The sequence below is a fragment of the Blastopirellula marina DSM 3645 genome (genome assembly GCF_000153105.1).
Taxonomy (GTDB): Bacteria; Planctomycetota; Planctomycetia; order Pirellulales; family Pirellulaceae; genus Blastopirellula; species Blastopirellula marina.
In genome coordinates, this window is record NZ_CH672376.1 from 434,638 (window position 1) to 457,081 (window position 22,444).

Here is a 22,444-nt window from a genome sequence, read left to right on the forward strand (position 1 = left end):
AAGTGCGCAAGCAAAAGCGGCGAAGTTGAAATGCTCCGCCGCTCTTTAGAATACGCGTTTTTGCAGTGCGAGGCTATTCCGCGGCTGGTGTCGCGGCTTCCGGCGTCGCTTCTGCGGCCGGTTCCTCGGTTGCGGGCTTCTCTGCGGAGGGCGTTTCTGGCGTTTTGTCCGCCATCGGCGCTTCCGTCTCCGGAGCGTCGCTCGTCGGCGCCGGCTTCTTCATCTCCGGCTCTGTCGCCGGAGTTTCGTCCATCGGCTCGTCCGCTTTCTGCTCTTCCTCAGTCTCGTCCTTTGCCGAAGTCGCGGGAGGGGCGGGACGCTGGAAACCGTTAATGTGAATTTCCATCAGGTCCATCAGGGGGAAGTCGGCCGGCAACGTTTCGCCCAATTGTTCCAGCAATTGTGCGTACGTTTTCAGCTCTTCCGACAAGTCGCCGCTGGCCGCGTCATCTTTCAATTCGGGATGTTCAGCGTAAATCTCCGCCCATAGATCCCAGGCTTGGTTGTAAAGGTCACGCGATTCGACCAAGTTGGCGTTCTCGAACGCCTGATTCGCTTGATAGACAAGGCTGCGCGCCTTGATCGCACGATTGGTCATTTCGGTCGAAGAGCGAGTTTCCCAGTAATCGTAATGAACGACGCTCTTTTGTTTGTCGATGATTCCTTGCAGGAACTCCAGATCGGCGATGTCACGATACAAGCGACGAATCTCGATCGCTTTTTTCGGGTCGTCGATGCGTTTGATGAGATCCGCCGGTTTCGGCGTCATCGCTTCTTGGGCTTTGCGTGCGGCGAGACGTTGTTCGCCGGTCTGCTCCGCTTCGGGAACTTCGAGCGCCGCGAGTTGATCTTCCGGCAGTTCCTTCTTTTTCTCTGCGCGAATCTCGGCGTCAATCGGTCCGATCAACGCATTCGCTTTCGCACGCAGTTCTTTCAGTTGTTCCGTGTAACGCTTGTAGTCATTCAGTTTGACCGGAATGCCCCAGCTGGTCGGCAAGTCGCGATCGCCGTAATCGTTGGTCCATTCTTCATTCCCTTTCGCCCAAGCCGTTTGGGCCGTATCGCCGATGGCGCCTTCTTTTTCGATAAACTCGGCGAAGCTCATCATTCGCTTCGGAGCGTTCGAGAAGAAGATCGCCGGCGATGCGTTGCCGATCTTGCCGGCGCCGGTATCGACCACTCGGTCAGACCACTGATTCCAGAGTCGAGCGACGAGCCAGTTGTCGGGCTTGTTGCCGACGCCGGCGGCGTCTTGCTCAACGTTGGAGCCGGCTTTGCTGAGGTAGTCATTGATTTCAGCATGAAATTCGGTGTCGTCCGGGAAGATCTGCCGGTACTGCGTTTTTTCGTCGGCATAGCCAAATTTGATGCCGAAGAAGTGCGCGACCGCGTTCATCAGTTTCGGTTCGTCATAGTTGTAACGCGTGCCGGCCATCTGATATTCCAGGCCTTTTTTGACCCACAGATAACGATGGCGATAGTTATCGAACTCGCGCGAAATGTTGTACGACAAGTTCCAAGCCTGATATTCCCACACGCTTAGGAAGTGAGGATTCAGGTGAGTGATCTGTTCGCAGATCGCATTGACGTGATCGTACTGCTCGGTCTTTTGGTATTCGTTCAGCTGATTCCAGAGGATCAGCGTCGCGATCCCATCCATGCCGAGCATGCTCAGACGCATCGCTTCGCTGGTCGGATCGATTTCGCCCAATTCGGCTTTGGCGATGCGGTACTCGGTCCGTTTTTGGGCAAGCAATCCGCCGGCGCTATTGGACGTTCTTGGTTGACTTAGGAACGAGTTCAAGATCAACAGAACGACAATGCAGCCGCCATAGATAATCTTGCGAATAAATGATCCGTTGTTCATCCCGCGATCTCCCGCGTTTTCAGGAAGAAGTAGCCGGTCGTGACAAGGCAGACGAAAAACGCGCCGACGATCAACAATTGTTGAATCATCACCACGCCCGGAATGTTATAGCCGTCCACGACAAAGCTGTGAGTATCAAGCTGGTTGTAGTCAGGCAGCATGTTGACAAACACGCGTAGCCCGTCGAAGAAGCGTGCGTCGATGAACTTGACGATGTTCACATAAACGCCTTCGTCGAGATCAACCATCACGTTTTTCTGATTGAAAAGACGAATCGACGATTCGACCGGCCCGCCGCCGTACCACTCGCCGTTGGCCAACTCGCGGACGCTCTCGGCGAAGAAGCCGTAGCCCAATGCGATCAACGACGCCAACGCGGCGACCGGACCATTGAGGAACGTGCTGAAGACCAGGCCGAAAGTGACGACCATCACCACTTGGAACCACATGCTGATATAGCATTTGACGAAGTTCCAGAAGAACGAACCGTTGCTCTTCAAGATGAAAACCGAGTTTTGGGCGACGCCGTAGTATTGGCCCCGTTCCGAGCATTGAATCCAGAGTTCAATCTTGCCGTCGGCGTTGGTCAGGTTTTCGACCAGATCAAGATTCGGCGCGGTCGGGTCAATGTCCGAGTTCTCTTGCGATCGCGAGACGAGCACGGTTTCCGCTTCTTCCTTGGCCGTGAAGGGGATGGAACGCGAGCGGATGTCGAGGTCAGGATGCTTGAAATAGTACGAACCGCGAATGCCGCTGACGATGTCGCCTTTGTAGGTGCGGAAGACGCGCAGATTGAACTCCATCGGCAGCTGATTTTCTTCGTTCAGCAAAGCGTCGGACATGTCGAACGTAAAGACGGCGGCCGAGAGGGTTCCCCCTTCGATGTGGCCGTAATAGTCCCATTCGTTACCGACGTTGATCCCTTTGTTGGTCGGTTCGCCGCCGCGATCCAGGAAGCGAATCTTGCCCAGATGACGGACGCGGGCTTGCAGCATCTCTTTGGGCCCAGACACGGTGAACGTGCCATCTTCGTTGCGCGTCACTTGGTGCGTATGTTGCCGTTCGCGAGCGGCCAGTCCGTCTCCGTCGGCGTCTAGCGAGAAGGGGTGACTATGGCCGACGTTGAAGGTCGTTTCCCCTTCCCAGCCGATGACTTTGGTCTCGCCGGTATCATCATCGGTATCGGTCAGCTCGGTGACCGATTGCGGATCGATCTGATGCGTGTGATCGAGACCGCGATAGAGGAAGACATACGAGCAAACGCCCATCGCGACCAGCATCATCGAGCCGACGCCGATATAGCCGAACAATCGCCCTAGGAAGATTTCCCAGTGCAGAACCGGCTTGGTGTAGATCGTATAGATCGTTTTGTTTTGAATGTCGGCCGGCAAGCTGAAGACGCTGAGCAAAATGCACATCAACAGCAGCAGCCAGTTTTGGAACGTCAGCACGAAGCTCAAATAGAGCCGCACCGGAGATTCCGAGTTGGGGGTGATGTACCAACCAGAGAAGAGGAGCACCACCATGAACAACGCGAACGCGACCAGCGCTCGTTTGCGGATCGCCTCTTGAAAGGCGAGCCAGGTCATCGCACCGACGCGACGCGGCGAGATCGACAAGAGTTCCGGCACGGACTCGACCGCAATTCGGCCGACGGCGTAGAACGCTTCGAACGGGCCGTTGCGAATGGAGGAGACGATGAACCCAATCAGCGCTCCGGCCACCGCCAAAATTGCGATTGCCGAGATGAACACGACCAGACCGCCCAGGTGATCGGCGCCGGGCAGCAGCCAGTCGTTCATCGAATAAATATCGTTCTCGATTCCCATTGAATCGCTTTACCTACGAAGCCAGAAAAGAAAGAAGCGGCGCCCCCGGTAGCGGCGTCCGACGCAGATCCAGAATTAGTCGGCCGAATCGTCTCGGTCGACGCGAGCACGGCGACCCGGTCGGGCCTCGCTGTCGCGCACGATGCTGAGGAACAATTCTTCCAGGGTGGTGGTCGGATTCTCGATGTCGATCAATTCGGCCTCGTGACGTTGAATCACCTGGCGAATCTCTTCTTTGGCGGCGTCCGACAGCCCGCGAGCGCGAATTTGCGTTTCATCGCGCACTTTCAACAGAGCGTCCACACGCCCCATTTCTTTCAGCTCACCTTGATGCAAAATCGCGATCCGGTCGGCGACGTCTTGCAGGTCGGCCAATTGGTGACTGGTCACCAACACCGTCTTGCCTTCGTCCCGCAGACGCAAGATCAAGTCTTTCATCTCGCGGATACCGAGGGGATCAAGACCGGTGGTGGGTTCGTCCAGGAAGATCAGTTCGGGGTCGTTGATCAACGCCTGGGCTAAGCCGATGCGGCGCGTCATCCCCTTGGAGTATTCCTTCAACTGGCGTCGCTCGGCCCATTTCAGGCCGACCATCTCAATCAGCTTGTCGATGCGCTCGCGGCGAACCGAAGCCGGCATGTCGAACAAGCGGCCATAAAATTCGAGCGTTTCGCGGGCGCTTAAGAAGCGGTACAAGTACGATTCTTCCGGCAGATAGCCGATTCGTTCCTTGATGCTGACCTTCGACGGATCTTCGCCAAAGACGAGCGCCTGACCGCTGGTCGGGAAGAGAAGTCCCAACAGCAGCTTCATCGTGGTCGATTTACCGGAACCGTTGGGTCCCAGCAGGCCGAAGATTTCTCCGCGGCGCACCTCTAAGTCGAGCGCCTTTAAGGCGCGGACTTTTTGGCGTCCCCAGAAATCGCGGTAAACCTTGGTGAGATTACGAGTTTCAATAACGATTTCATTGGATGCCGACGGCGTTTCCGCCGCTGAATCCATGGTCTCGGTCGTCGCCATAGAGGAGCTAAACCTGCCAAATAAGTAGCGAGAAGGATAAGTAAGGAAATGAATGACGCCGCGTGCAAGCAATAGAAGAGCTAGCTCTACCCATCATCTACGCACATCCATGGGCAATCGTTCGCCGAGCCGCGTCCATTTTTTTACCCCGTGTCAGGGGAGGATAAAGGACGATGGCGTAAAAGGTTGACTATAGATGCCAGCGGGGCGTATCGCAAGGAAACGAAGTTCTACGGAACGGAGGTTTCATCCGATCTTCTTTGATTTATCCCGGTTTGCCTACTCTTGCAGCTTATGCGGAATACCCTGTTTCTCTCACTCCGACGTACGGGGGGGATCCAGTCTGGTTGACCCCTGAATGAAGCGGAATCATAATTGCTGCTCAATTTTGATATAAAGTCTCAGCTTCAATAGCCTTTGGATGAATTGCGCGGGGAACTGGAATGAAGAGGTCGGAAACTCATGGATTTACGCTCGTTGAATTGCTGGTGGTGATCGCCATTATCGGGGTTTTGATCGCCTTGTTGTTGCCTGCGGTGCAGCAGGCCCGAGAAGCGGCGCGGCGGATGTCTTGCTCCAATAACATGAAGCAGCTCACTTTGGCTTCCCATAATTACCACGATACCTTTCTCCGTTTTCCGATGACTCGAGAAAACTCGGGCGGCTGGTCAATCCAGGCTCGACTCTTGCCGTTTATCGAACAGATCGCATTACAGAATGCGATCGAGTTTCACGTCCCCTACGGCGAGTACATCATGGGCACCCATGATTCGATCCGATTTGGCTCGGATAGCCGCATTTTGCCGGCGCTGCGAGTCGACGCGCTCCTTTGTCCATCGGAAATCAAAGATCAGACTCGCTCGGATGGGAGCGGAAATCCCGAGCATTACCCGCTGAACTATGTCGTCAATCAGGGGCGCTGGGTGGTTTGGGATGGCGCCAACGGCGGCGAGGGAGGATTTACGGCTGAAAAATGCACAAATATGGCGGCCATTATCGACGGAACCAGCAACACGCTGGCCTTTAGCGAGGCCCGCGCATTTACGCTTTATGATCGCGATACCTCCACCTATAGCGACAAATCACTGCAGTCTAGCGCGACGGTGCAATCGTACATGGAGGGACTTGTGGGAAGCATTAGTCGTGATTCTGGGCATACGGAATGGGTCGACGGTCATGTCCATCACAGCGGATTCACCACGTTCTTCCCCCCCAATACCTTGTTCAAAGATGCCAATGGGAGAGGTCTGGCCATCGATTTTACGAATAATCGAGAGAAGTACGTCACTTCTGCCTCCGATGCTCCGACCGTTGCGGCAGTCACGGCACGCAGCTTCCACCCCGGCATCGTCAATGTTTCTTTCATGGATGGCTCGGTCTCGCGCGTTTCCGAAACGGTGGACCTGAATGCCTGGCGCGCTATCTCAACCCGAGCGGGAAACGAAGTGATCGACCGCAGCAGCTTGTAGGGAATGCAACGATTACAAAGCTTGCCGCTACAGATCTGCAACTATTACAATCGATCCAGCGACAAAAGCGGACGAAATATCGCATTAACCTATTGTCCTGTAATGAGATACAGCGATTTTTGTGATTATTAAGACGGTTTTGGCACGGGTTGTGCTTTAACAACCTCTCAGAATCCAAGACGTGAACTCTTCCCGAAGTAGCGTCTCTCCGCACTCTCCGACAGAACTCCGCTGAGATCCTCGCCGGTTTAGGCCTCCCGCAGCCAAGCCGGCTTTTTTTATTTCTTGGCCCCCGCTTCCGTGGTCTTCTCCCAACGACATCTGCTGGTCAGGGTAGTAAACTCAAGCAAATGGACGGAAAACCTGAAGCATCGCCCCCGAGCGTCGAACTGGCGACTCCTGAGATTCGCTCGTACGACGAGGCGATCGATTTTCTACTAGGTCGGATCAATTACGAGCGAGCGGCGGTTATCCCGTATCGTTCCCCCCAGTTTCATCTGGCGCGAATGCGTCGGTTGGACCAACTGCTGGGAAATCTGGTCGACCAACTGAAGATCGTCCATATTGCCGGAACCAAAGGTAAGGGCTCAACCGCGACCACGCTCAGCGCCATTCTCGAAGCGGACGGGTATCAGGTCGGGCTGTTCAGTTCTCCTCATCTCGAGCGACTAGAAGAGCGGTTCGCGATCAATCGAATCGCTTGTTCGGCCGACGAAGTGACGCAGCTGATTCACGATATCGCGCCGGTCGTGTTGCAGATTGACGCCGAACGAGACGGGGATGGTCCGACCTATTTCGAGATCACCACCGCGATGGCGCTGATGCACTTCGTCCGCAAAGGGGTCGACGCGGCCATCCTGGAAGTCGGACTCGGCGGGCGACTTGATTCGACCAACATTTGCCGTCCGCTGGTCTCTGTCATCACCACCATCAGTCGCGATCACATGGCGCTGTTAGGTGACACGCTGGCCGAGATCGCCGCCGAGAAGGCCGGCGTCATCAAGACCGAAACGCCGATTATCTCCGGCGTCGACCAACCAGATCCGACCGCCGTGATCGAGCAGATCGCCGCCCAACACGCGGCCCAACTGATTGAAGTCGGACGCGACTTCGTCGTCCAGTCGCATGGCGAGCGGACGTTTGATCTGACTTGGCGACAGGGAGAGAAAAGCGAAACGCTGACCGGACTCATGTGCCGCATGGCGGGCAAGCATCAGATGCGCAACGCGGCGCTGGCGGTGATGGTCGCCAAATCGCTGCAGTCGTACGGCTTTACCGTCAGCGAAGCGGCGATTCGTCGCGGCGTCTCGGACGCTGAATTGCCGGGCCGAATTGAACGTTTGGCCGACTCGCCGGTCATCTATGTCGACGCGGCCCACAACGACGCTTCGATCACCGCACTGCTGGATGTGCTGAACGAACTGCCGGTGAACCGCCGGCGACTCGTGCTGGCTCTCTCCAGCGACAAAGAGCATCGCGAGATTCTGAAGTTGCTGCTCCCGCATTTTGATGAGATCTGGTTTACCCGCTATGCGACCAATCCCCGCGCGGTCGAGCCGGCGGAACTCGAAGCGTTGGCGGTCAAACTGCCCACCGGTCGCCGCACGGTGATCCGCCACATTGTCGAGGATCCGCAGCAAGCGTTCGCCGCCGCAATCGCCGCATCGGACGAAAACGATTTGCTGTGCGTGGCCGGGTCGTTCTTTATTGCGGGCGAGTTTCGGCGGTTCTTTCGCGAGCTTTCGCCTCCAGCCGCGTCCTAAAGTACGCGTCGCGATCCAATCGGCGGGGCGCTGTAGTCTATATCTCCCCTCGAAGATAAGAGGGTTTTGCCTTTTGGGCCCGCATTTCTTTTCGTTTCAAGCGGCGGGAATAAAAAAAGGACGAAAAAGGGCGATTCTCGTTTTTTTCGCGTTATGTCTGGGCGATTGCGTCAATTGCTTGATGTCGGCGCCGCTAGGGACAAGAACGGGTTGGTAGGACTGGTTTCGTTTCCGCAATCGCCGTCGATTTTTCGAGCACCCTATGAATCGCAAGACGGATGACATGGCCGCAGAGGTGAGAGTGACGAATGGGACCCCTGGCCGACGCGACTCATTCGTCGAGAGGGACGAATGGTTTCGCAAGGAATTGGATTCGATCCAGCGAGTTTTGTTTAGCTTCGTCGCCTCCTTGGTAAGAGATTCGCACTTGGTGCGTGATGTCGTTCAAGAGACCAGCTTGGTGATTTGGAAGAAGCGGGACGAATTTACGCCGGGGACCAACTTTCGATCGTGGGCTTTGCGCATCGCCTACTATCAGTCGTTGGCCGCGCTCAAAGCGTCGGACCGCAGTCGGCTCGTTTTTCGTCAGGACTTGGTCGATCAGCTATCAGAACAGGCCGGAACCTCCGAAGCGATTTTGACGGATGACATGTCGAACCGTCTCCGATCCTGTTTGCATCGACTTACGGCGCGGCAACGAGAGGTCATCGAGCTTCGTTATCATCAAGCGCGCTCGATCGAATTTATCGCGGAGAATTCAGATCGATCGCGGACTGCCGTCGGAATGCTATTAAGTCGCGCGCGAGCCGCTTTGTTGCAGTGCATGAAGTCGGGAGTGAAACAATGATTCGTGTTCGAAACGCTCATTACGGCTCGTGGGAAGACGACTTCTCCGATCGCGAATTCGAGCGATTGGTCGGCAAGCTGCTGGAAGGGGAGATCTCGGATCAAGAATTCGAGCGATTCCAATCGCAACTTGGCGAGAGCGAAACGTTGCGCAACACCTACATGCAGTTGGCCGAACTGCACGTTTCGCTGTCTGATGCGTTGGCCGAAGTTGGGCAACCTGTCGAACGCAGCGCCGCAGCAGACCGCAGCCTATCGCGGCGGCGCAAGCCGGTCGCCCTGTTGGCCGTGTGCTGTGCGATCTGCGCCATCGCCGCTTGCTGGCTCCTCTTTCCCACAGCGAAGTCGACGCCGATCGCTTGGACCGGCTACCAAACGTCCACGGACCGCGAACTACGGTCAGGCGAGCGAATTGTCGCGACCGAAAATGAGAGCTCGGTCGTCTTTCGCAACGGCGTCCGGGTTTCCTTGGCGAAAGGGGCGGATTTGGAACTGCTAACTCCCAAATTGGTTCGACTGCACGCAGGCCAGGTCTATGTCGACGTCGGGGAGCTAGGCAAAGGCTTTACCGTTTTGACCGAAGCGGTCGACGTTATCGATCTGGGGACGGTATTCGGCGTTAGCGCGAACGCTCTCGGCGAGACCGACGTCTTGGTGTTTGACGGAGTCGTCGATATTGCGAGCCACCAACTGCCGAAGTCAGCACGCGAAGTGCTTGTCTCGGGACAAGCGCAACGATACCGCAAGTCAGGCGGAGATGAGCGAATCTCAACCGTCTGGAGCTCGGCGTCACCGACAGATTGGTCGACCGTCTCGCGAAACGATAACTCACTAATCGCATCTGTCGCGGACAACGTATCCAGCGATTCGGACGCCAAGTTTTACGTTGTCGTTCCCGGCGGATTTGGGGAGGAGGCGAAAGTCTACTCGGATCGAAATCATGAATGGAACGGATTGGGCGAATCAGGAATTCCCCCAGAGTTGATTGGGGCCGACTACATTCGCACCTTTAACGACGATAAAAATCGGAAAGACATCCAGATCACTTTGACGTTGTCGCGACCGGCCGATGTCTATGTCTTGGTGGATCAGAGATACCTAATTCCTGACTGGCTCTCGGCCGATTTTGTCGACACCGGCTGGAAGCTTGGAATTGATATCGGCGATGCGCATCGCCGCGGCGAGAAACATGCGCCCGCTTTGGATCATGTCGGCAAGCGTTGGCTCGGAACCGGCGCCGGAAACTCCGTCGATGTGCCGGTGAATATCTGGAAACGGAAGGAGATCGCTGGTCCGATCGTCCAGTTGGGGGCCAACGGAGAAAAATCAGACCAATTTGACCGGGCTACCGAAATGGCCGGTTCGATGTATGGGATCGTCGTCGTCCCCAAGATGCAGCTTGACGATTGAAATCAATTCATCTTTCTCTTCATTCTAATGTGCTTATCGAAGGAGCTTGCCATATGACTAACGCCAGCGGCCCCAACCGAAGAGCGTTCACGCTTGTCGAACTATTGGTGGTTATCGCGATCATCGGCGTACTGATCGCATTGCTGCTGCCGGCGGTGCAACAAGCGCGCGAAGCGGCGCGACGGATGAGTTGCTCGAACAATCTGAAGCAGATCGGCCTAGCGATACACAACTATCATGATGTTCATCGAGCGCTGCCGCCTGGGCATGTCGTGCAAGAAAACGATCCCGATTGGGGCGGAGCGACATCCGACTCGAACGTCGAATGTTGGGGCTGGGGCGCTTTTTTGCTGCCGTTCATCGAACAATCGGCGCTCTATGACCAATCCGGTATTGGTCAGGGACAGTTGTTAGAGGACGTGATCAGCCCGGTCGCGATGACTCCGCTCGACGCTTACCGCTGTCCTTCTGACACGGGGCCGACCATCGGCGACGGACGGAAGTATTCGGAGTGGGCCCTGTCGAACTACAAAGCGAGCTACGGACATTGCGCTGGAGCATTGTCGATCTCCGCCGCGAATCCAGATAAGCAAACCGGCGTCTTTCAGCCCTTGGGAGGACCGGCGAGCGGTTCGGTCGGCTCTATTCGAATGCGCGACGTCACCGACGGCACGTCCAACACCATTGCAGTCGGGGAAGCGGCCTGGAAACGGGGAGACCTGTTCTACGAGGCGGGCGCCTGGGCCGGCGCGACCAAAGGCAAAGGGGGCAACGCCGCCGAAGATCTCTATTCAGGCGGCCGAGCGTCGATCAATCACGCGAATCCCGTCTCCAATGAGCTCTGCGAGAGCTATAGCAGTTTGCATCCCGGAGGCGCCCAATTTGTCTTCATGGATGGCTCGGTTCGGCTCATCGCCGAAACGATTGATTTCGTCACCAACGGCTCCAGCAATACAAGTGGAGTCGATAGCGCTTACGAACGCTTGTTAGCTCGCAATGACGGGCAGGTTCTTGGTGATTTTTAGGCAGTAAAGTGTGAGCCGCTTGGTTTCGTATGCTCGCTCTGGGTGACCGCCCTCTAGTCGCGACCAACGCAGGCTCGTTTTTCACCAACTTGCATAAAGCTCCTGCGGGCCGAAAGAGTCTTGCCTGTGAAGGTTGTCCACAGATGCGAAATGCGGTTCAACTTCTCTTTATTCCCCATTTAGACGATACGGTGCTTCATGACGCAGGACTTCAATTCACGGTTCTTCCCACCGCCTTGGATGCTGATTGCAGCCTTTCTGTCGCCATGCCTAATCGGTTGCCAGCAACAGCAGGGACCCGATCTGGCGACGGTCACGGGGGCGGTCATGCTGGACGGCGAGCCGCTCGATGGCGCTACCGTGCAGTTTCAACCAAAGACCGGCCGGCCATCGTATGGCTCGACCGATCAGGCCGGTAAGTACTCGATGAAGTATACCTTGGAGCGAAGCGGAGTTTCGTTAGGCGAGACCGTTGTCACGATCCGTACGCGTATTGAAGACGAACATGGCAAGGTCATGCGAAAAGAAATGCTGCCGAAAAAATATCACGATCAAACCGTCTTAACTGCCGTTGTCGAAGACAAAGCGAACGTGATCGACTTCGATCTTCAATCAAAATAACGCAACGCGCAGACCAATGGCGATCATTCGCTTCTGCAACGCCAGGCCTTGCTTTACTCGTATCAGAAAGTCACCGATGAATCCAAACAAGTCTCAGATCAACCCAGGTCGACGCGCCTTCTTTCAAGCATCGGCCGTCGGCGCGATAGTCGGAGCGCAAACGTTGCTGCTCGGCGAAGCGCTGGGCGCCGAAAGTTCGGCCGCGCTGGACGGTGTTCTGAAAAAGCCGGACTTGCTGCATGGAGAAGTATTGCGCACGCAGGGCGAACTGATCGAAAGTCGGGCCGCCGTGGTCGAACGCGAGCGCGCCATACCCATCGCCGGTCATAGCGACGTGTTGGTTTGCGGCGGCGGACCCGCCGGCATTGGCGCAGCGCTGGCCGCAGCGCGGGCCGGAGCCAGCGTGCAATTGATTGAAGTCGCCGGCTGCTTGGGAGGCGTCTGGACCGCAGGCTTGTTGACCAAGATCATCGGCGGCGGGGACAAGACCGGCGTCATGCAAGAAGTGTTGACCGCGATGCAGCTGCGCGGCGGCGATGTCGCCAAATCGACGAGCGGCGCCGTCTATGATCCCGAACTTATGAAGCTGGTGTTAGAAGAAATGTGCGTCCAAGCCGGCGTTCGCATTCAGCTGCACACGCGCTTGGTCGGGACGGTCACCGACGAGCAGAAGCGAATCGTCGCGATTATTACCGAGTCAAAGTCGGGCCGCCAAGCGTGGGTCGCGAAGCGTTACGTCGACTGCAGCGGCGACGGCGATCTCGCGGCGCAAGTCGGTTGTCAGTTTGACGTCGGATACGACCGCAATTGCGAATGTCAGCCGATGTCGATGATGGCCCTGCTGACAGGCTTGAATACGGCGGAAGTGTCTGAGTTTATTCGCGAGAACGGCGCCGAAGCGAAATCGCGATTCTACAAGTTTATGAAAGAGGCCGGCATCGATCCCTCGTATCGCGCGCCGACCTTGCGTCACCTGCATAGCGGAATCTATTCGCTGATGACCAATCACGAATATGGCGTGTCGGCGTTCGACGCCGGCGCCATCACGGAGGCGACGATCCGATCCAGAGCGGAAGTGCATGCGATCGTGCAAGGATTGCGGAAATTGGGGAGCCCCTGGCAAGATCTCGCCGTCGTCGCGACGGCCGAGCAGATCGGAGTGCGCGAGGGGAGACGGATTCGGGGGCGCTACTACATCACGGCGGACGACTTGATCTCGGGAATGCGGCATAAGGAAGCGGTTTGCAGCACCCGGTTTGGGTTCGACGTTCACAACGTCTTTCCGGACGGATCCAATCCGCCAGACGTGAAGCGATATCAAGCGGCCGGCGTCAAAAAGTACGACATCCCGTTGCCGGCCTTAGTCGCCGCCGATGTCGATGGGCTGATGATGGCCGGACGCTGCATCAGCGGCGACTTTCTCGCTCATTCCAGCTATCGCGTCACCGGCAACGCGGTGCCGATGGGAGAAGCGGCCGGTTTGACCTCGGCCGTCTCGATCCAAAAAGGGGTGATGCCGCACGAGTTGGCCTGGAATGAAGTTCAAAAGTTCGCCCAGACTAAGACCGTGGCCTCGTAACGGTCGCTTGATTTGTGAACGGCCTTCATTCGGCAGAAAACTGGTTGTCGAGTGAAGGTCGAAGCATCGGCGGCAGCGCGTTAGGCGCTGATCCGCTGGTCATGTCCCAGCTTCTCCAACTGCTCGTCGCTGGGGAACTCGGTCACGCGGAACCGCGGCGGGTAGGTCCCTAGATCTTCCAGCAAATCGCCGACGATCGACTCCATCTTGTCCCACGAAGCCGAGGCGACCGTTCCTAGGCGTCCGGGGTCGCCGAACAGCACATAGTCGGTCTTGGGCAACAGCGACGCGACATCACGCGTCCAGACGCTGTAAGTGAGGATCTCGTTCGACTCGTTCCGCTTAATCGCGGTGTAGGTCGCGACGAAGAGGTCGATTCCTTCTTCCTCGAAGACTCCTTCCAGCATCGCTTTCTGCTCTTCATACTCGCCGAGCAGGGATTGCACCTCGAATTCGCGAAAGCGGGGATAGAGCGGATGCGCACGATTAGGGAGCCAGGTTTCCCACTCGCCGTCGAACAACCGAACCGGAATCGCGCTGATCGGGCGCGGGTCGGCGCTCGATTGCTCGATCAGATCGAGCATCATCGCCAGCCCCTCGTTGTCGTCGCTGCCGACGACAATCAGCGAATCGCGATTGGGTGCGACCGCGACCGGATCTCCTTCCAGCTTGAATTCCAAAATATGGTCGATCAGCAGCATCCGAGCGGCGTCATAACTATCGCCGCTCGCCAATGCGTACAGCTTTTCGCCGACCACGCCGACCACAAACTCCGAGTCTTCCAAGTTCTGTTTGGCGATCTCCATCAATTCATAGAGCGAGACCCCCCACGTATCGAGCAGCTCTTGATCAATCGCGCGGATCGATTCTGGCAGATCAAAGACCGGCGCTGCTAGCAGATGTCGGCCGATATCGACGTAGGGAAGTTCCAGCGGAGGGCCGCCGCGAAAGTACTGCTCGAGCCGGAGCATCTCGAAATAGGCGCGGCTCCGGACGACCGGGCGAACGTCATGCCGCGCGTCTTCAAAATCTTCGGGGACTTCTTTGCGATACGAGAGGAGCGCCCGGGTCGCTTGCGAGAGGAACTCGTCCCGATCGGCTTTGGCGATGCTGCAGTATTCGGCGTACAGATTGTTCAGGTTGGCGACGCCGGCCTCGTCGCCATCCTCATAAAAGCGAAGCTGGAACTCTTCTTTATGGAAGAGGATTTCTTTGGTTTCGCCCGCCAGACGAATCCGATCGATCAGCAATTGGGCGAAACGTTCCTGCTTGGAGGGACCAAACAAAAAGTCAAACATACCCATGCCGAAAGCTCCTGCGCCAAGGTCAAGCCGCGCTCCTGCGCTTGCCTGTTCATCCCGATGTCATCGTAGTTTGGGCTTTGGCGCGGCCGTTTGCAAGAAACCTGGCTGCTACGTCACAGGGAAGACCGCGTGGGACGCCGCGAACTTTTTCCGCAGCGTCCTCGGTTGGAGGCTCGCTGAACGCCGCTAGAAGGTCAATAAGCGGCGTACGTCTATTTGGCTACAACGCTTTGCGGTATCGCTTGGCGCGGCTTTTCAGGCTTTTGGGAGGTTCCGCTTTCGGTTCTTCAGTCACCATGCCGACTTCTTTTTGGCCATCGGGACCAATCGCCGTCGCCGCCGGACCAGGCCCGGTGTCGACATCGGTTCGCTCATACGGAGCGAAGCCAGGCAACTCGTCGCGGATCAGCAGCTTGTCGATCCGAACTTCGATCCGCGTCAGCTCATTCCCCTCTTCCGGCGTGACAAAGGTGTACGCGATACCTTCTTTGCCCATGCGGCCGGTGCGGCCGACGCGGTGGACGTAATCGTCCGAGAATTCGGGAATGTCGTAGTTGATGATGTGCGACACGTCCGAGATATCAATACCGCGGCCAACGACGTCGGTCGCGACCAGCACCCGAAATTTGCTGGCTTTGAAATCGGACAATGCCCGGTTGCGAGCGCCTTGCTGCATGTCGCCGTGGATGCAATGGACCAGCTTGGTCTTTTTCGACAACCGTTGCGTGATCCGTTCGGTCCCTCGCTTGGTCCGGCAAAAGACGATCGCCTTTTGCGGCTGTTCGCGTTTGAGCAGTTCGACCAGCATGTCGAACTTCTTCGAGTGGTCGACGGTAAAGTAGCGCTGCTCGATCGTCTCGGCCGAGATATTGGTCGGCGAAAAGTCGACCTTCTCGGGGTTGCGCATATAGCGCTGGGCCAGCTTTTCGATCGTCGGCGGCACCGTGGCGCTCAACAACAACGTTTGGCGTTCTTCGGGGCAGCGACGCAAGATTTTTTCGATATCAGGGCGAAAGCCGATGTCGAGCATCCGGTCCGCTTCGTCCAGGACGACGGTCCGCAGCATCTCCAACTGAAGCGCCCGGCGGGTCATCAGGTCGATCACGCGGCCGGGAGTGCCGACCACAATGTGGGGAGCCCGCTTCAGCTTTTCCATTTGCGAACGGAGCGGTTTGCCGCCGTAGACGGCGACCACGTTGATCCGTTGCCCGTGGGTCAGCTTGGCGATTTCGTCACGAACTTGAACGGCTAACTCGCGGGTCGGCGTCAGGATCAACGCTTGGGGGTTGCGAGAATTGGGGCCGTGCTCAAGTCGTTCGATAATCGGAATGCCGAACGCGGCGGTCTTTCCGGTGCCGGTGCGAGCCTGACCCAGCACATCTCTTCCCTCGAGAGCCAAAGGAATGATTGCGGCCTGAATCGGCGAGGGTTGAATATAGCGAGCCGCTTCGAGCGCGGCCTTCATTTCCACCGACAGAGCCATGTCGGCGTAGTTGATATCAGCCATCTGGGACAAGGGAAGCTCTATTCAGTCAAGGGCTGCGTGCTAGAAATATAAGCCCTCTAAGATAATCGAGTAAGCCGCTAGCGACAATCGGCAAAATTCGGCCCATGGGGGCCTAAGTCGTTGAAGCGCAAAAAAATAGGCCGAGCCGTTATCTCGCAAATCGCGGGATAGCGGCCCGGCCTGTCTCGTCGTAACGGGCAATTCCCGGGTGGGAATCAGCTAATCGGCTAGGCGGCTCGCCGCCGCAGCGTTAGCTAGGGGTCGCCGGGGTAGCCGGAGCTTTCGCCTTCTTTTTGGCGGCTTTCTTCGGCGACTTTTTGGCGACCTTTTTCGTGGCGGCCTTCTTCGGCGACTTTTTGACGACCTTTTTGGCCGGAGCCTTCTTGGGCGACTTCTTCACCGCTTTCTTGGCGACCTTTTTGGCGGGCGCTTTTTTCGGTGACTTCTTGGCGACCTTTTTGGCGGCCTTCTTCGGTGCAGCTTTCTTCTTGGTTGCCATCTCCGTGGCTCCTCAAGTGGTAGCGCCCATCTTCTGTAGTGAACTGCTCCTTGGGCGCTAGGTAGGGGGAGCAATTCGAAGTTTCAAATAAACGAATCGAAGCGACCGGCAGTTGGCTTGGGCCGTCCGTCCCACGGCGCCGCGATTCGATCAATCATCTTGAGGGGGGATTTTGCTCAGTGGTTCCGCGCTGAGCGTTTCTACTCGCTGACTTTTTGCGACGCGTTTCTGGTCGATCGCTTGTGCAGTTTGCGATCCTGAAAAATGCGTTACCTCAGCGTGTCCGCGCATTGAAGCAATTTCGCCTCTTTATCGTCAAGGTGAATTATCGTACTTGGCTTACGAATTGTTCAGAAAATCCACTTCAACCGACGCCGAACGTGCAACTTTCAACAAAGAACATGCTTCGCGGTACTCGCATTCGGTGGTCGTAGCCCAGTCGAGATCGAACTACACTAAATAAATCGTTTCTTTCCACTCGCGTCGTTTTTCCCTCGCAGCATTCATGTCGGACCGGCTTAACGAATTCCTCTTACAACTTTCCGGTGCGCTTCCCGACAACGGACCAAGTAGCGGAGATCCACATCGCTTTCATTGGATCGCGGCCGCGGACGAGCTCGAAATCAGCGCCATTTTGATGGCGCTGGAGCACCTGCCGGACGACTTCCCCCGCGAGCGCCGCACCTATCTCGACACCGCGCTCAACCTGGTTACGCTGCGGCTGCGCGAAGATCCCGATTTGCCGCTCGAGCTGATTCCGCGGATCGCCGCCCTTTATCGCCGCTGGGGCGCCGAACATCCGCTGCGGCATTTGTTGCTCCCCTGGCTTACCGCCAATGGGACGATTGAAGCGCTCACTCAGTTCGCCGACCTGATCGCCGACGATCCGCCCAATCGCACCGCCGCCGCCGCAGTCGGCTTTGCGCCGCTGATGCGACACGCCGATTTCAACGCCGAGGCCCTCTATCCGCGGTTGCTCGACTCGCTGCAGCATCTCAGCGTCGCCGCGTTGGTTTTGGACCTCTCCAACTTTTTGTTTCGCACCGGTCGCTTGGCGACGCACCCGGCGGCCGACGTCAGCGGTCAGCTGATCGAACTGCTGGGCGGCATCACGACGCGGCTCGGAAAAATGGAAGAAACGAGCGAGCTGACTCCCGAAAAACTCCAAGTGATGCGGGCCCAAGTCTCCGAAGGGGTCGCGATGGCGGTCGCTTTGTGCGACGCATTAGCCCTGATCGATGACAAAAACGCGATCGGCAAGCTCAATCAGGTCCTGCAGTTGAGCCATCGGCAGTTGCAATGCGAAGCGGCCGCCGCATTGGCGCGCATGGGGGTCGAAGAGGGAACCAAGCATCTGGCCGAGATGGCCAAGCACCCGGTCGCGCGTCTGCGAGCGTTAAAATTTGCCGAAGAGATCGACCAACTGGAGTCGATCGACGAAGAGTGGAAGTCTCCGGTCGCTCGCGCCGAGGGAGAATTGGCCCTCTGGCTGTCGCAAGAGACGCAATTTGGTCTGCCGCCGCATGAGCTCGAACTGGTTGACCAACGCGAGCTGGCCTGGCCCGGCTTTGATGATCCGCAGACTTGCTATCTGTTCAAGTACGCGTTTCACATGCCGGCCGGCAGTTTCCGCTCGCTGGGAATGGTTGGCCCGCTGACGCACAGCTTCGCCGCCGATCTGACTCCTTGGAAGCCGGAAGACGCGTATGCGGCTTTCGCCGGTTGGCAGTCGGAGCATCAAGATATTTTTGAATCTGAACCCGCCGAATGGCAAGACGCCCAAAAGCAACTGGCCGATTCGCTGGCGGCCCGTTTGCAGTCGGAAGGGTACGAAATCATCCAGATCATCAAGCTCGGCTACTTCTTCAGCGACGTTCGCCTGATCGCCGTCGTACGGCAAGTGGTCGGCGCCCTGCCAGGCGTCGCCGTCGCCGATGTGCGAACGACGACGTTCTACAGTAGCGAAGGAACCGATCGCCCGATCGGCCCCCACGAAGCCTACATGATGCACAAAGGGCGAGAGCTGCTCGCGTCGTTTAACCCCAACACGTTTGGGATGTAACCGTCACGTGGTTCGCTCAGAGCCGTAGGGTCTGCTGTGCGGACCAAGAGCGGGACGACGTTTCGTGCCGCAAAAAACTAGCGATCCCCATCCAAGAGCGGTACGCTAAAGGCAGGCCATTGGGCTCGGTTTCCTCTATGCTTCTCATCCTCACAATCGAGGAGAAGTCTCATGACGATCTTTTTACGAATCGGCGTGGCATTGTTCGCAGCGCCAATCTTAATGGTGTTGGTTGGTTTGATATTGTCATCCAACGCCGCGCCATCCCTGGGCGATCCCCTTTCCGAATCGGAGGCGCAATACGCAACTTCCCGGGCGCTCATGGAAGTGGAGCGAAACGTCTATAGCCATCGCGACGCCGATGATCGCGTCCCCGGTGAGACGCTGGCCGAGATCGTCGCCAATCTCGAGAACTTTGGCGCCAAGTTTGAAGAAGATCAGGTCGACCTGTTGCATCAAGGGATCGACGGTTGGGGCCAACCGCTGATCTTGGAAAAGCAGAGCGAATCGAAATGGGTGCTGCGCAGCCGCGGCGCTAACGGCATCGACGACCAGGGCCAACTCGACGATATCCAGCGCGAGTTCAATCTGGCGCCATATAGCGAATCAGAGACCGATCCAGGCCCCTGCGGTTGCCGCAGTCGTGAGCCAGAAGCGGTCTCGTCCGGCGATCCCAATGGACCACAGCCAACGCCGGCGGTAAAAGCGGAAGCGTAGTCGTCGCTCGGCTTGGCCGATCTCTACGGATGCATCTAGACGCACCCTGCGCCGCGAGATTCGCGCGTTGGGATGGTCCGCACGGCAGATCTTACGCCGGGGGCGGCGGCGTGGAGCGCCGATGAATGAAAACGGCGAATTTGGCGCCGGCGTAGCCGAGCGCTAGTGCGAATAACAGATGGCCGGTGGTCATGAACGTTTCGCGATCGATCGATTCCCGGGGAGCGCCTGGACTTACTCCAGCCCCCAGAAACCCGCCGCTCAACGCCGTCGGAGTTTTTGGCTTCGGTATCTCCTTCCCTGAAAATACATTGACCCAAGTGATTTTAACCATGGCTTGAAACAAAGGTTTGTGCAGATACGAAGAGGGCAGCCGACTTTCATAGGGATCCAACTCTCGTTCACCGCCAGACCAGACGAGGACTCCATAACAGATGGCTGGAATCACGACCCCAATCGCATACGCGCGCTCGCTGCCGTCGCCAACAAAGGCGACGATCGCCAGCCCTATTAACAGCACCATGGCCAGAAACATCAAAGCCGACGCCAACCATCCGCCGGCGCTCAGCGCGACCAAGCCGAGTCCGGCGATGAATACCACCACCATCAGTTCACGCAGGGAATAGGACATCGGTGATGCTTTGCGGTAGGAGAAGAGGAGGGCAGGCACGGCCCAACGCTCACGCTATTTCAAGTGTTTCGCTTGGACGAGGATCTCGCCCAGGTCGGTCACCTTGTCGGGCTCGATCGTGATCTGGCATTGTCCGCGGCGGTTGGTTGTTACTTCGCCGATTTTCAGGCCGGTTAGGTATCCGTTCGGTTCGTGCCAGAAAGCGAAAGTCCAAGTTCCGGCCGGCAGATTTTCGATCGTGAAGGTTCCATCGGCGGCGGTTGCCGCTGCGTAGGGGGAATCACGGATCAGCAGCCACGATCGCATCCAGGGATGAATCGAGCATGAGACCGGCATCGGGACTGGTTCTTGGTCTTCAAACGTGTGGATTTGGACGACGCCGGGAGTAACCAGCGCGTTGATCGTCTTATTGAAGCCGTCGATTCGATAGTTGTGCGCGATCGGATCCCTATTGCGGAAATGAACCGGGCGTGCGGTCCAGATGACCTGCAGACGCGGCACAAAGACGCAGGCCAGATTGTCCAGAAAGATCGGCGCTCCGACCAGTTTCTGATAATCGGGATGCGGCAGCGGAGCGATCTCATCGCGATTGGGCGCGATCCAAATCGCGACGTTTTTCAATTCCCCCTTCGGGCCTACCAACAGCGTTTCGTCCAAGATGGGGCCGCCGCCGCAAACGCCAGCCGGAAACTGCACTGCCGGCGGAAGTACTTTGCCTTGAACCACAAACTTGCCGGTCAGCGTCCCCCACTCAGCAGCTTGAGCTTGCGCCAGGGGAATCGCAGCGGCAGTCAACAGCAGGGCCAACAATTTCGCGCAAGTATCGATGGCAGTCTCCTTGATCGAAAACGAATCGCCAAGCGATGGCGAAGGGGTATCGTCAATCTAGTGGAGCGTCATGGCGGAGGCAATTTTTTGGGGAATGCGCCTGTCCATGCGTCGCCCACAGCGGGCAAAGATTCTCCTTTGACAAAGCGCACGGATCCATGGTCGATTGCCGTGCAGCAAGATAGAGGGCAAACGAACGTGCCGGGCTTGGAGCAGAACGCCAAGCGGGTTTGTGAGAATTCAGGTGGCTACAGGCCGCGCCATGTCTCACCGTCTCCGCATCCGCTCTGGCTGAGTCGTCTTGCAGAAAAAACTCGTAGCGGTCCGGTCCTACGTCCGTGATTTCCGTCGCCGAGCGGACGACCCCGCTTAGCGCGGGATCGTGTTCGCCTGGTTGTTGCGCGGGGCCCGGCCGATCGGGACGTTTTGGGCGCCGCCGCGTTGTTGCTGCATGCCGAATTGTTGTTGTCCCGGCGCGGTGGCGATCTCGGGTTTTTCGACCACTTTTTGCCAGCCGGAGGGGAGCGTCGGTTCGTAGAACGAGCGGCGGAACAGGTTCAGCTGCTGCACGTTGAGCGCGAAATCGCCTTGGGCGAAGGTTTTGCGGTCTTTGAACTCATACGCGGTGCGGGTATGGACCGGCGGCTGGGCGTAGGGGTTCCAGTTGCGATCGAAAACTTGGATCGCCAGCGGTAGGAACTCGGCCTGATCGATCACGATTTCGACATGGTGGAAGTTTTGCGAGTCTTCGAGATACTTCGGCCAAGCTTCGAGCCAGTATTGGGTTTCGTTGCCCGGCGGCGTGGTGACGCGGAGCCAGTAACGCGCGTTGATCTCGGCCTTGTTGGCGCCAAACATAAACGGCAGCGGACCATGCTTGATCGCTTTGCCTTGCTGTTCGGGGGGCAACTGACGTTCGATCAGTTGTTTCTTCGGCGCGTTGTACTCGAAGATCGATTTGCCGTCGCAGACCCAATGTTCCAGAAAGTCGCCGGGGACCGGTTGGTAGGTCGGCTGACCGCCGGGTTGCTGCGGCGCTCGATATTCGTCGAGCTTGGTCAGCTGAAAACTTCCCTTATCGGGATTTTCGTATTTTAGTTCGCCGACGGCGAGCGTCTTATGATCTTGCGGCGGCCCAAAGACCGAGTCGTATTCCCAGCGGTTGAACTGGCACTCGTACTGCTGCACTTTGCTGCTGCGGAATTCCCAGAACGAGAGGATCTCATCCAGATACTTCAAATGCTGCGGCGTCATCTCAGCGACCCATTGCGGCTGCGGCATTTGGGGCGGAGCAGGGGCGCGCTGCGGGCGAGCTTGACCAGAAGGGATGACAGGAGCTTGAGCCTGAGCGGCGACCGAAAGGGTGACCAGAACCAGGGCCGCGGCGGAGAAGATTCCGTTCTTCATTCGAAGCGTACCAACGTGCAGATGATTTCGTGCGGTCACGGCGAACATCCCTGTCGCTGC

Annotated in this window: 18 protein-coding genes; 9 read left to right on the forward strand and 9 right to left on the reverse strand. The window is 57.3% G+C overall.

Annotation, left to right across the window (positions count from 1 at the left end; translation table 11 throughout):
- Positions 1 to 73: 73 nt before the first annotated feature.
- From DSM3645_RS03420 to DSM3645_RS03430, 3 genes are all read right to left on the reverse strand, one after another.
- Positions 74 to 1,867, reverse strand: coding sequence for a hypothetical protein (locus tag DSM3645_RS03420; protein ID WP_002650627.1), 1,794 nt, complete (start codon positions 1,865 to 1,867; stop codon positions 74 to 76).
- The gene (locus DSM3645_RS03425) at positions 1,864 to 3,669 is read right to left on the reverse strand and encodes a hypothetical protein (RefSeq protein WP_081444702.1); all 1,806 of its coding nucleotides are present in this window, start codon (positions 3,667 to 3,669) and stop codon (positions 1,864 to 1,866) included. Before DSM3645_RS03425 ends, DSM3645_RS03420 begins: the two co-directional genes overlap by 4 nt.
- A gap of 102 nt (positions 3,670 to 3,771) precedes the next feature.
- Positions 3,772 to 4,716: an ABC transporter ATP-binding protein gene (locus DSM3645_RS03430; RefSeq protein WP_002650629.1), complete on the reverse strand. Its 945-nt coding sequence runs from the start codon at positions 4,714 to 4,716 to the stop codon at positions 3,772 to 3,774.
- A gap of 443 nt (positions 4,717 to 5,159) precedes the next feature.
- Between DSM3645_RS03430 and DSM3645_RS03435 the strand changes: the two genes are divergently transcribed.
- The 7 genes from DSM3645_RS03435 to DSM3645_RS03465 all read left to right on the forward strand — a co-directional run bounded on the left by DSM3645_RS03435 (position 5,160) and on the right by DSM3645_RS03465 (position 13,429).
- Complete coding sequence (locus tag DSM3645_RS03435) at positions 5,160 to 6,185, forward strand: DUF1559 domain-containing protein (protein ID WP_002650630.1); 1,026 nt, start codon at positions 5,160 to 5,162, stop codon at positions 6,183 to 6,185.
- A gap of 350 nt (positions 6,186 to 6,535) precedes the next feature.
- On the forward strand, positions 6,536 to 7,948 hold the full coding sequence (locus DSM3645_RS03440; RefSeq protein ID WP_002650631.1) for a bifunctional folylpolyglutamate synthase/dihydrofolate synthase: 1,413 nt from the start codon (positions 6,536 to 6,538) through the stop codon (positions 7,946 to 7,948).
- Between the two features lie 262 nt (positions 7,949 to 8,210).
- On the forward strand, positions 8,211 to 8,795 hold the full coding sequence (locus DSM3645_RS03445) for a sigma-70 family RNA polymerase sigma factor (RefSeq protein ID WP_002650632.1): 585 nt from the start codon (positions 8,211 to 8,213) through the stop codon (positions 8,793 to 8,795).
- A complete protein-coding gene (locus DSM3645_RS03450) occupies positions 8,792 to 10,204 on the forward strand; it encodes a FecR domain-containing protein (RefSeq protein ID WP_002650633.1) in 1,413 nt (470 codons plus the stop codon). The genes DSM3645_RS03445 and DSM3645_RS03450 overlap by 4 nt, the downstream gene beginning before the upstream one ends.
- A 53-nt stretch (positions 10,205 to 10,257) precedes the next feature.
- On the forward strand, positions 10,258 to 11,229 hold the full coding sequence (locus DSM3645_RS03455) for a DUF1559 domain-containing protein (protein ID WP_002650634.1): 972 nt from the start codon (positions 10,258 to 10,260) through the stop codon (positions 11,227 to 11,229).
- A gap of 240 nt (positions 11,230 to 11,469) precedes the next feature.
- Positions 11,470 to 11,850: a hypothetical protein gene (locus tag DSM3645_RS03460; protein WP_002650635.1), complete on the forward strand. Its 381-nt coding sequence runs from the start codon at positions 11,470 to 11,472 to the stop codon at positions 11,848 to 11,850.
- A gap of 76 nt (positions 11,851 to 11,926) precedes the next feature.
- Positions 11,927 to 13,429 carry an FAD-dependent oxidoreductase gene (locus DSM3645_RS03465; RefSeq protein WP_002650636.1) on the forward strand — a complete coding sequence of 501 codons (1,503 nt, stop codon included), beginning with the start codon at positions 11,927 to 11,929 and terminating at the stop codon, positions 13,427 to 13,429.
- 80 nt (positions 13,430 to 13,509) lie between these two features.
- Here DSM3645_RS03465 and DSM3645_RS03470 read toward each other — a convergent pair whose 3' ends face one another.
- The 3 genes from DSM3645_RS03470 to DSM3645_RS29190 all read right to left on the reverse strand — a co-directional run bounded on the left by DSM3645_RS03470 (position 13,510) and on the right by DSM3645_RS29190 (position 16,739).
- Entirely contained in the window at positions 13,510 to 14,733 is a 1,224-nt protein-coding gene (locus DSM3645_RS03470; RefSeq protein ID WP_040351577.1) for a DUF1444 family protein, read from the reverse strand.
- A 220-nt stretch (positions 14,734 to 14,953) separates the two neighbouring features.
- Positions 14,954 to 16,240: a DEAD/DEAH box helicase gene (locus tag DSM3645_RS03475; protein WP_002650638.1), complete on the reverse strand. Its 1,287-nt coding sequence runs from the start codon at positions 16,238 to 16,240 to the stop codon at positions 14,954 to 14,956.
- Between the two features lie 250 nt (positions 16,241 to 16,490).
- Positions 16,491 to 16,739: a hypothetical protein gene (locus DSM3645_RS29190; RefSeq protein ID WP_081444703.1), complete on the reverse strand. Its 249-nt coding sequence runs from the start codon at positions 16,737 to 16,739 to the stop codon at positions 16,491 to 16,493.
- 505 nt (positions 16,740 to 17,244) lie between these two features.
- On the opposite strand from DSM3645_RS29190, the gene DSM3645_RS03485 reads away from it, so the two are divergent.
- Together DSM3645_RS03485 and DSM3645_RS03490 are read left to right on the forward strand one after the other, a co-directional pair.
- Positions 17,245 to 18,801 (forward strand): HEAT repeat domain-containing protein, encoded by a 1,557-nt coding sequence (locus DSM3645_RS03485; protein ID WP_002650640.1) that lies wholly within the window; start codon positions 17,245 to 17,247, stop codon positions 18,799 to 18,801.
- Between the two features lie 171 nt (positions 18,802 to 18,972).
- Complete coding sequence (locus DSM3645_RS03490; protein ID WP_040351578.1) at positions 18,973 to 19,518, forward strand: hypothetical protein; 546 nt, start codon at positions 18,973 to 18,975, stop codon at positions 19,516 to 19,518.
- Between the two features lie 91 nt (positions 19,519 to 19,609).
- Here DSM3645_RS03490 and DSM3645_RS03495 read toward each other — a convergent pair whose 3' ends face one another.
- From DSM3645_RS03495 to DSM3645_RS03505, 3 genes are all read right to left on the reverse strand, one after another.
- The gene (locus tag DSM3645_RS03495) at positions 19,610 to 20,149 is read right to left on the reverse strand and encodes a hypothetical protein (protein WP_002650643.1); all 540 of its coding nucleotides are present in this window, start codon (positions 20,147 to 20,149) and stop codon (positions 19,610 to 19,612) included.
- A 54-nt stretch (positions 20,150 to 20,203) separates the two neighbouring features.
- Positions 20,204 to 20,944: a hypothetical protein gene (locus DSM3645_RS03500; RefSeq protein WP_237564748.1), complete on the reverse strand. Its 741-nt coding sequence runs from the start codon at positions 20,942 to 20,944 to the stop codon at positions 20,204 to 20,206.
- Positions 20,945 to 21,346: 402 nt separating this feature from the next.
- Positions 21,347 to 22,423, reverse strand: a complete 1,077-nt coding sequence (locus tag DSM3645_RS03505) for a TIGR03009 domain-containing protein (protein WP_161603283.1) — start codon at positions 22,421 to 22,423, stop codon at positions 21,347 to 21,349.
- Between the last annotated feature and the right edge of the window lie 21 nt (positions 22,424 to 22,444).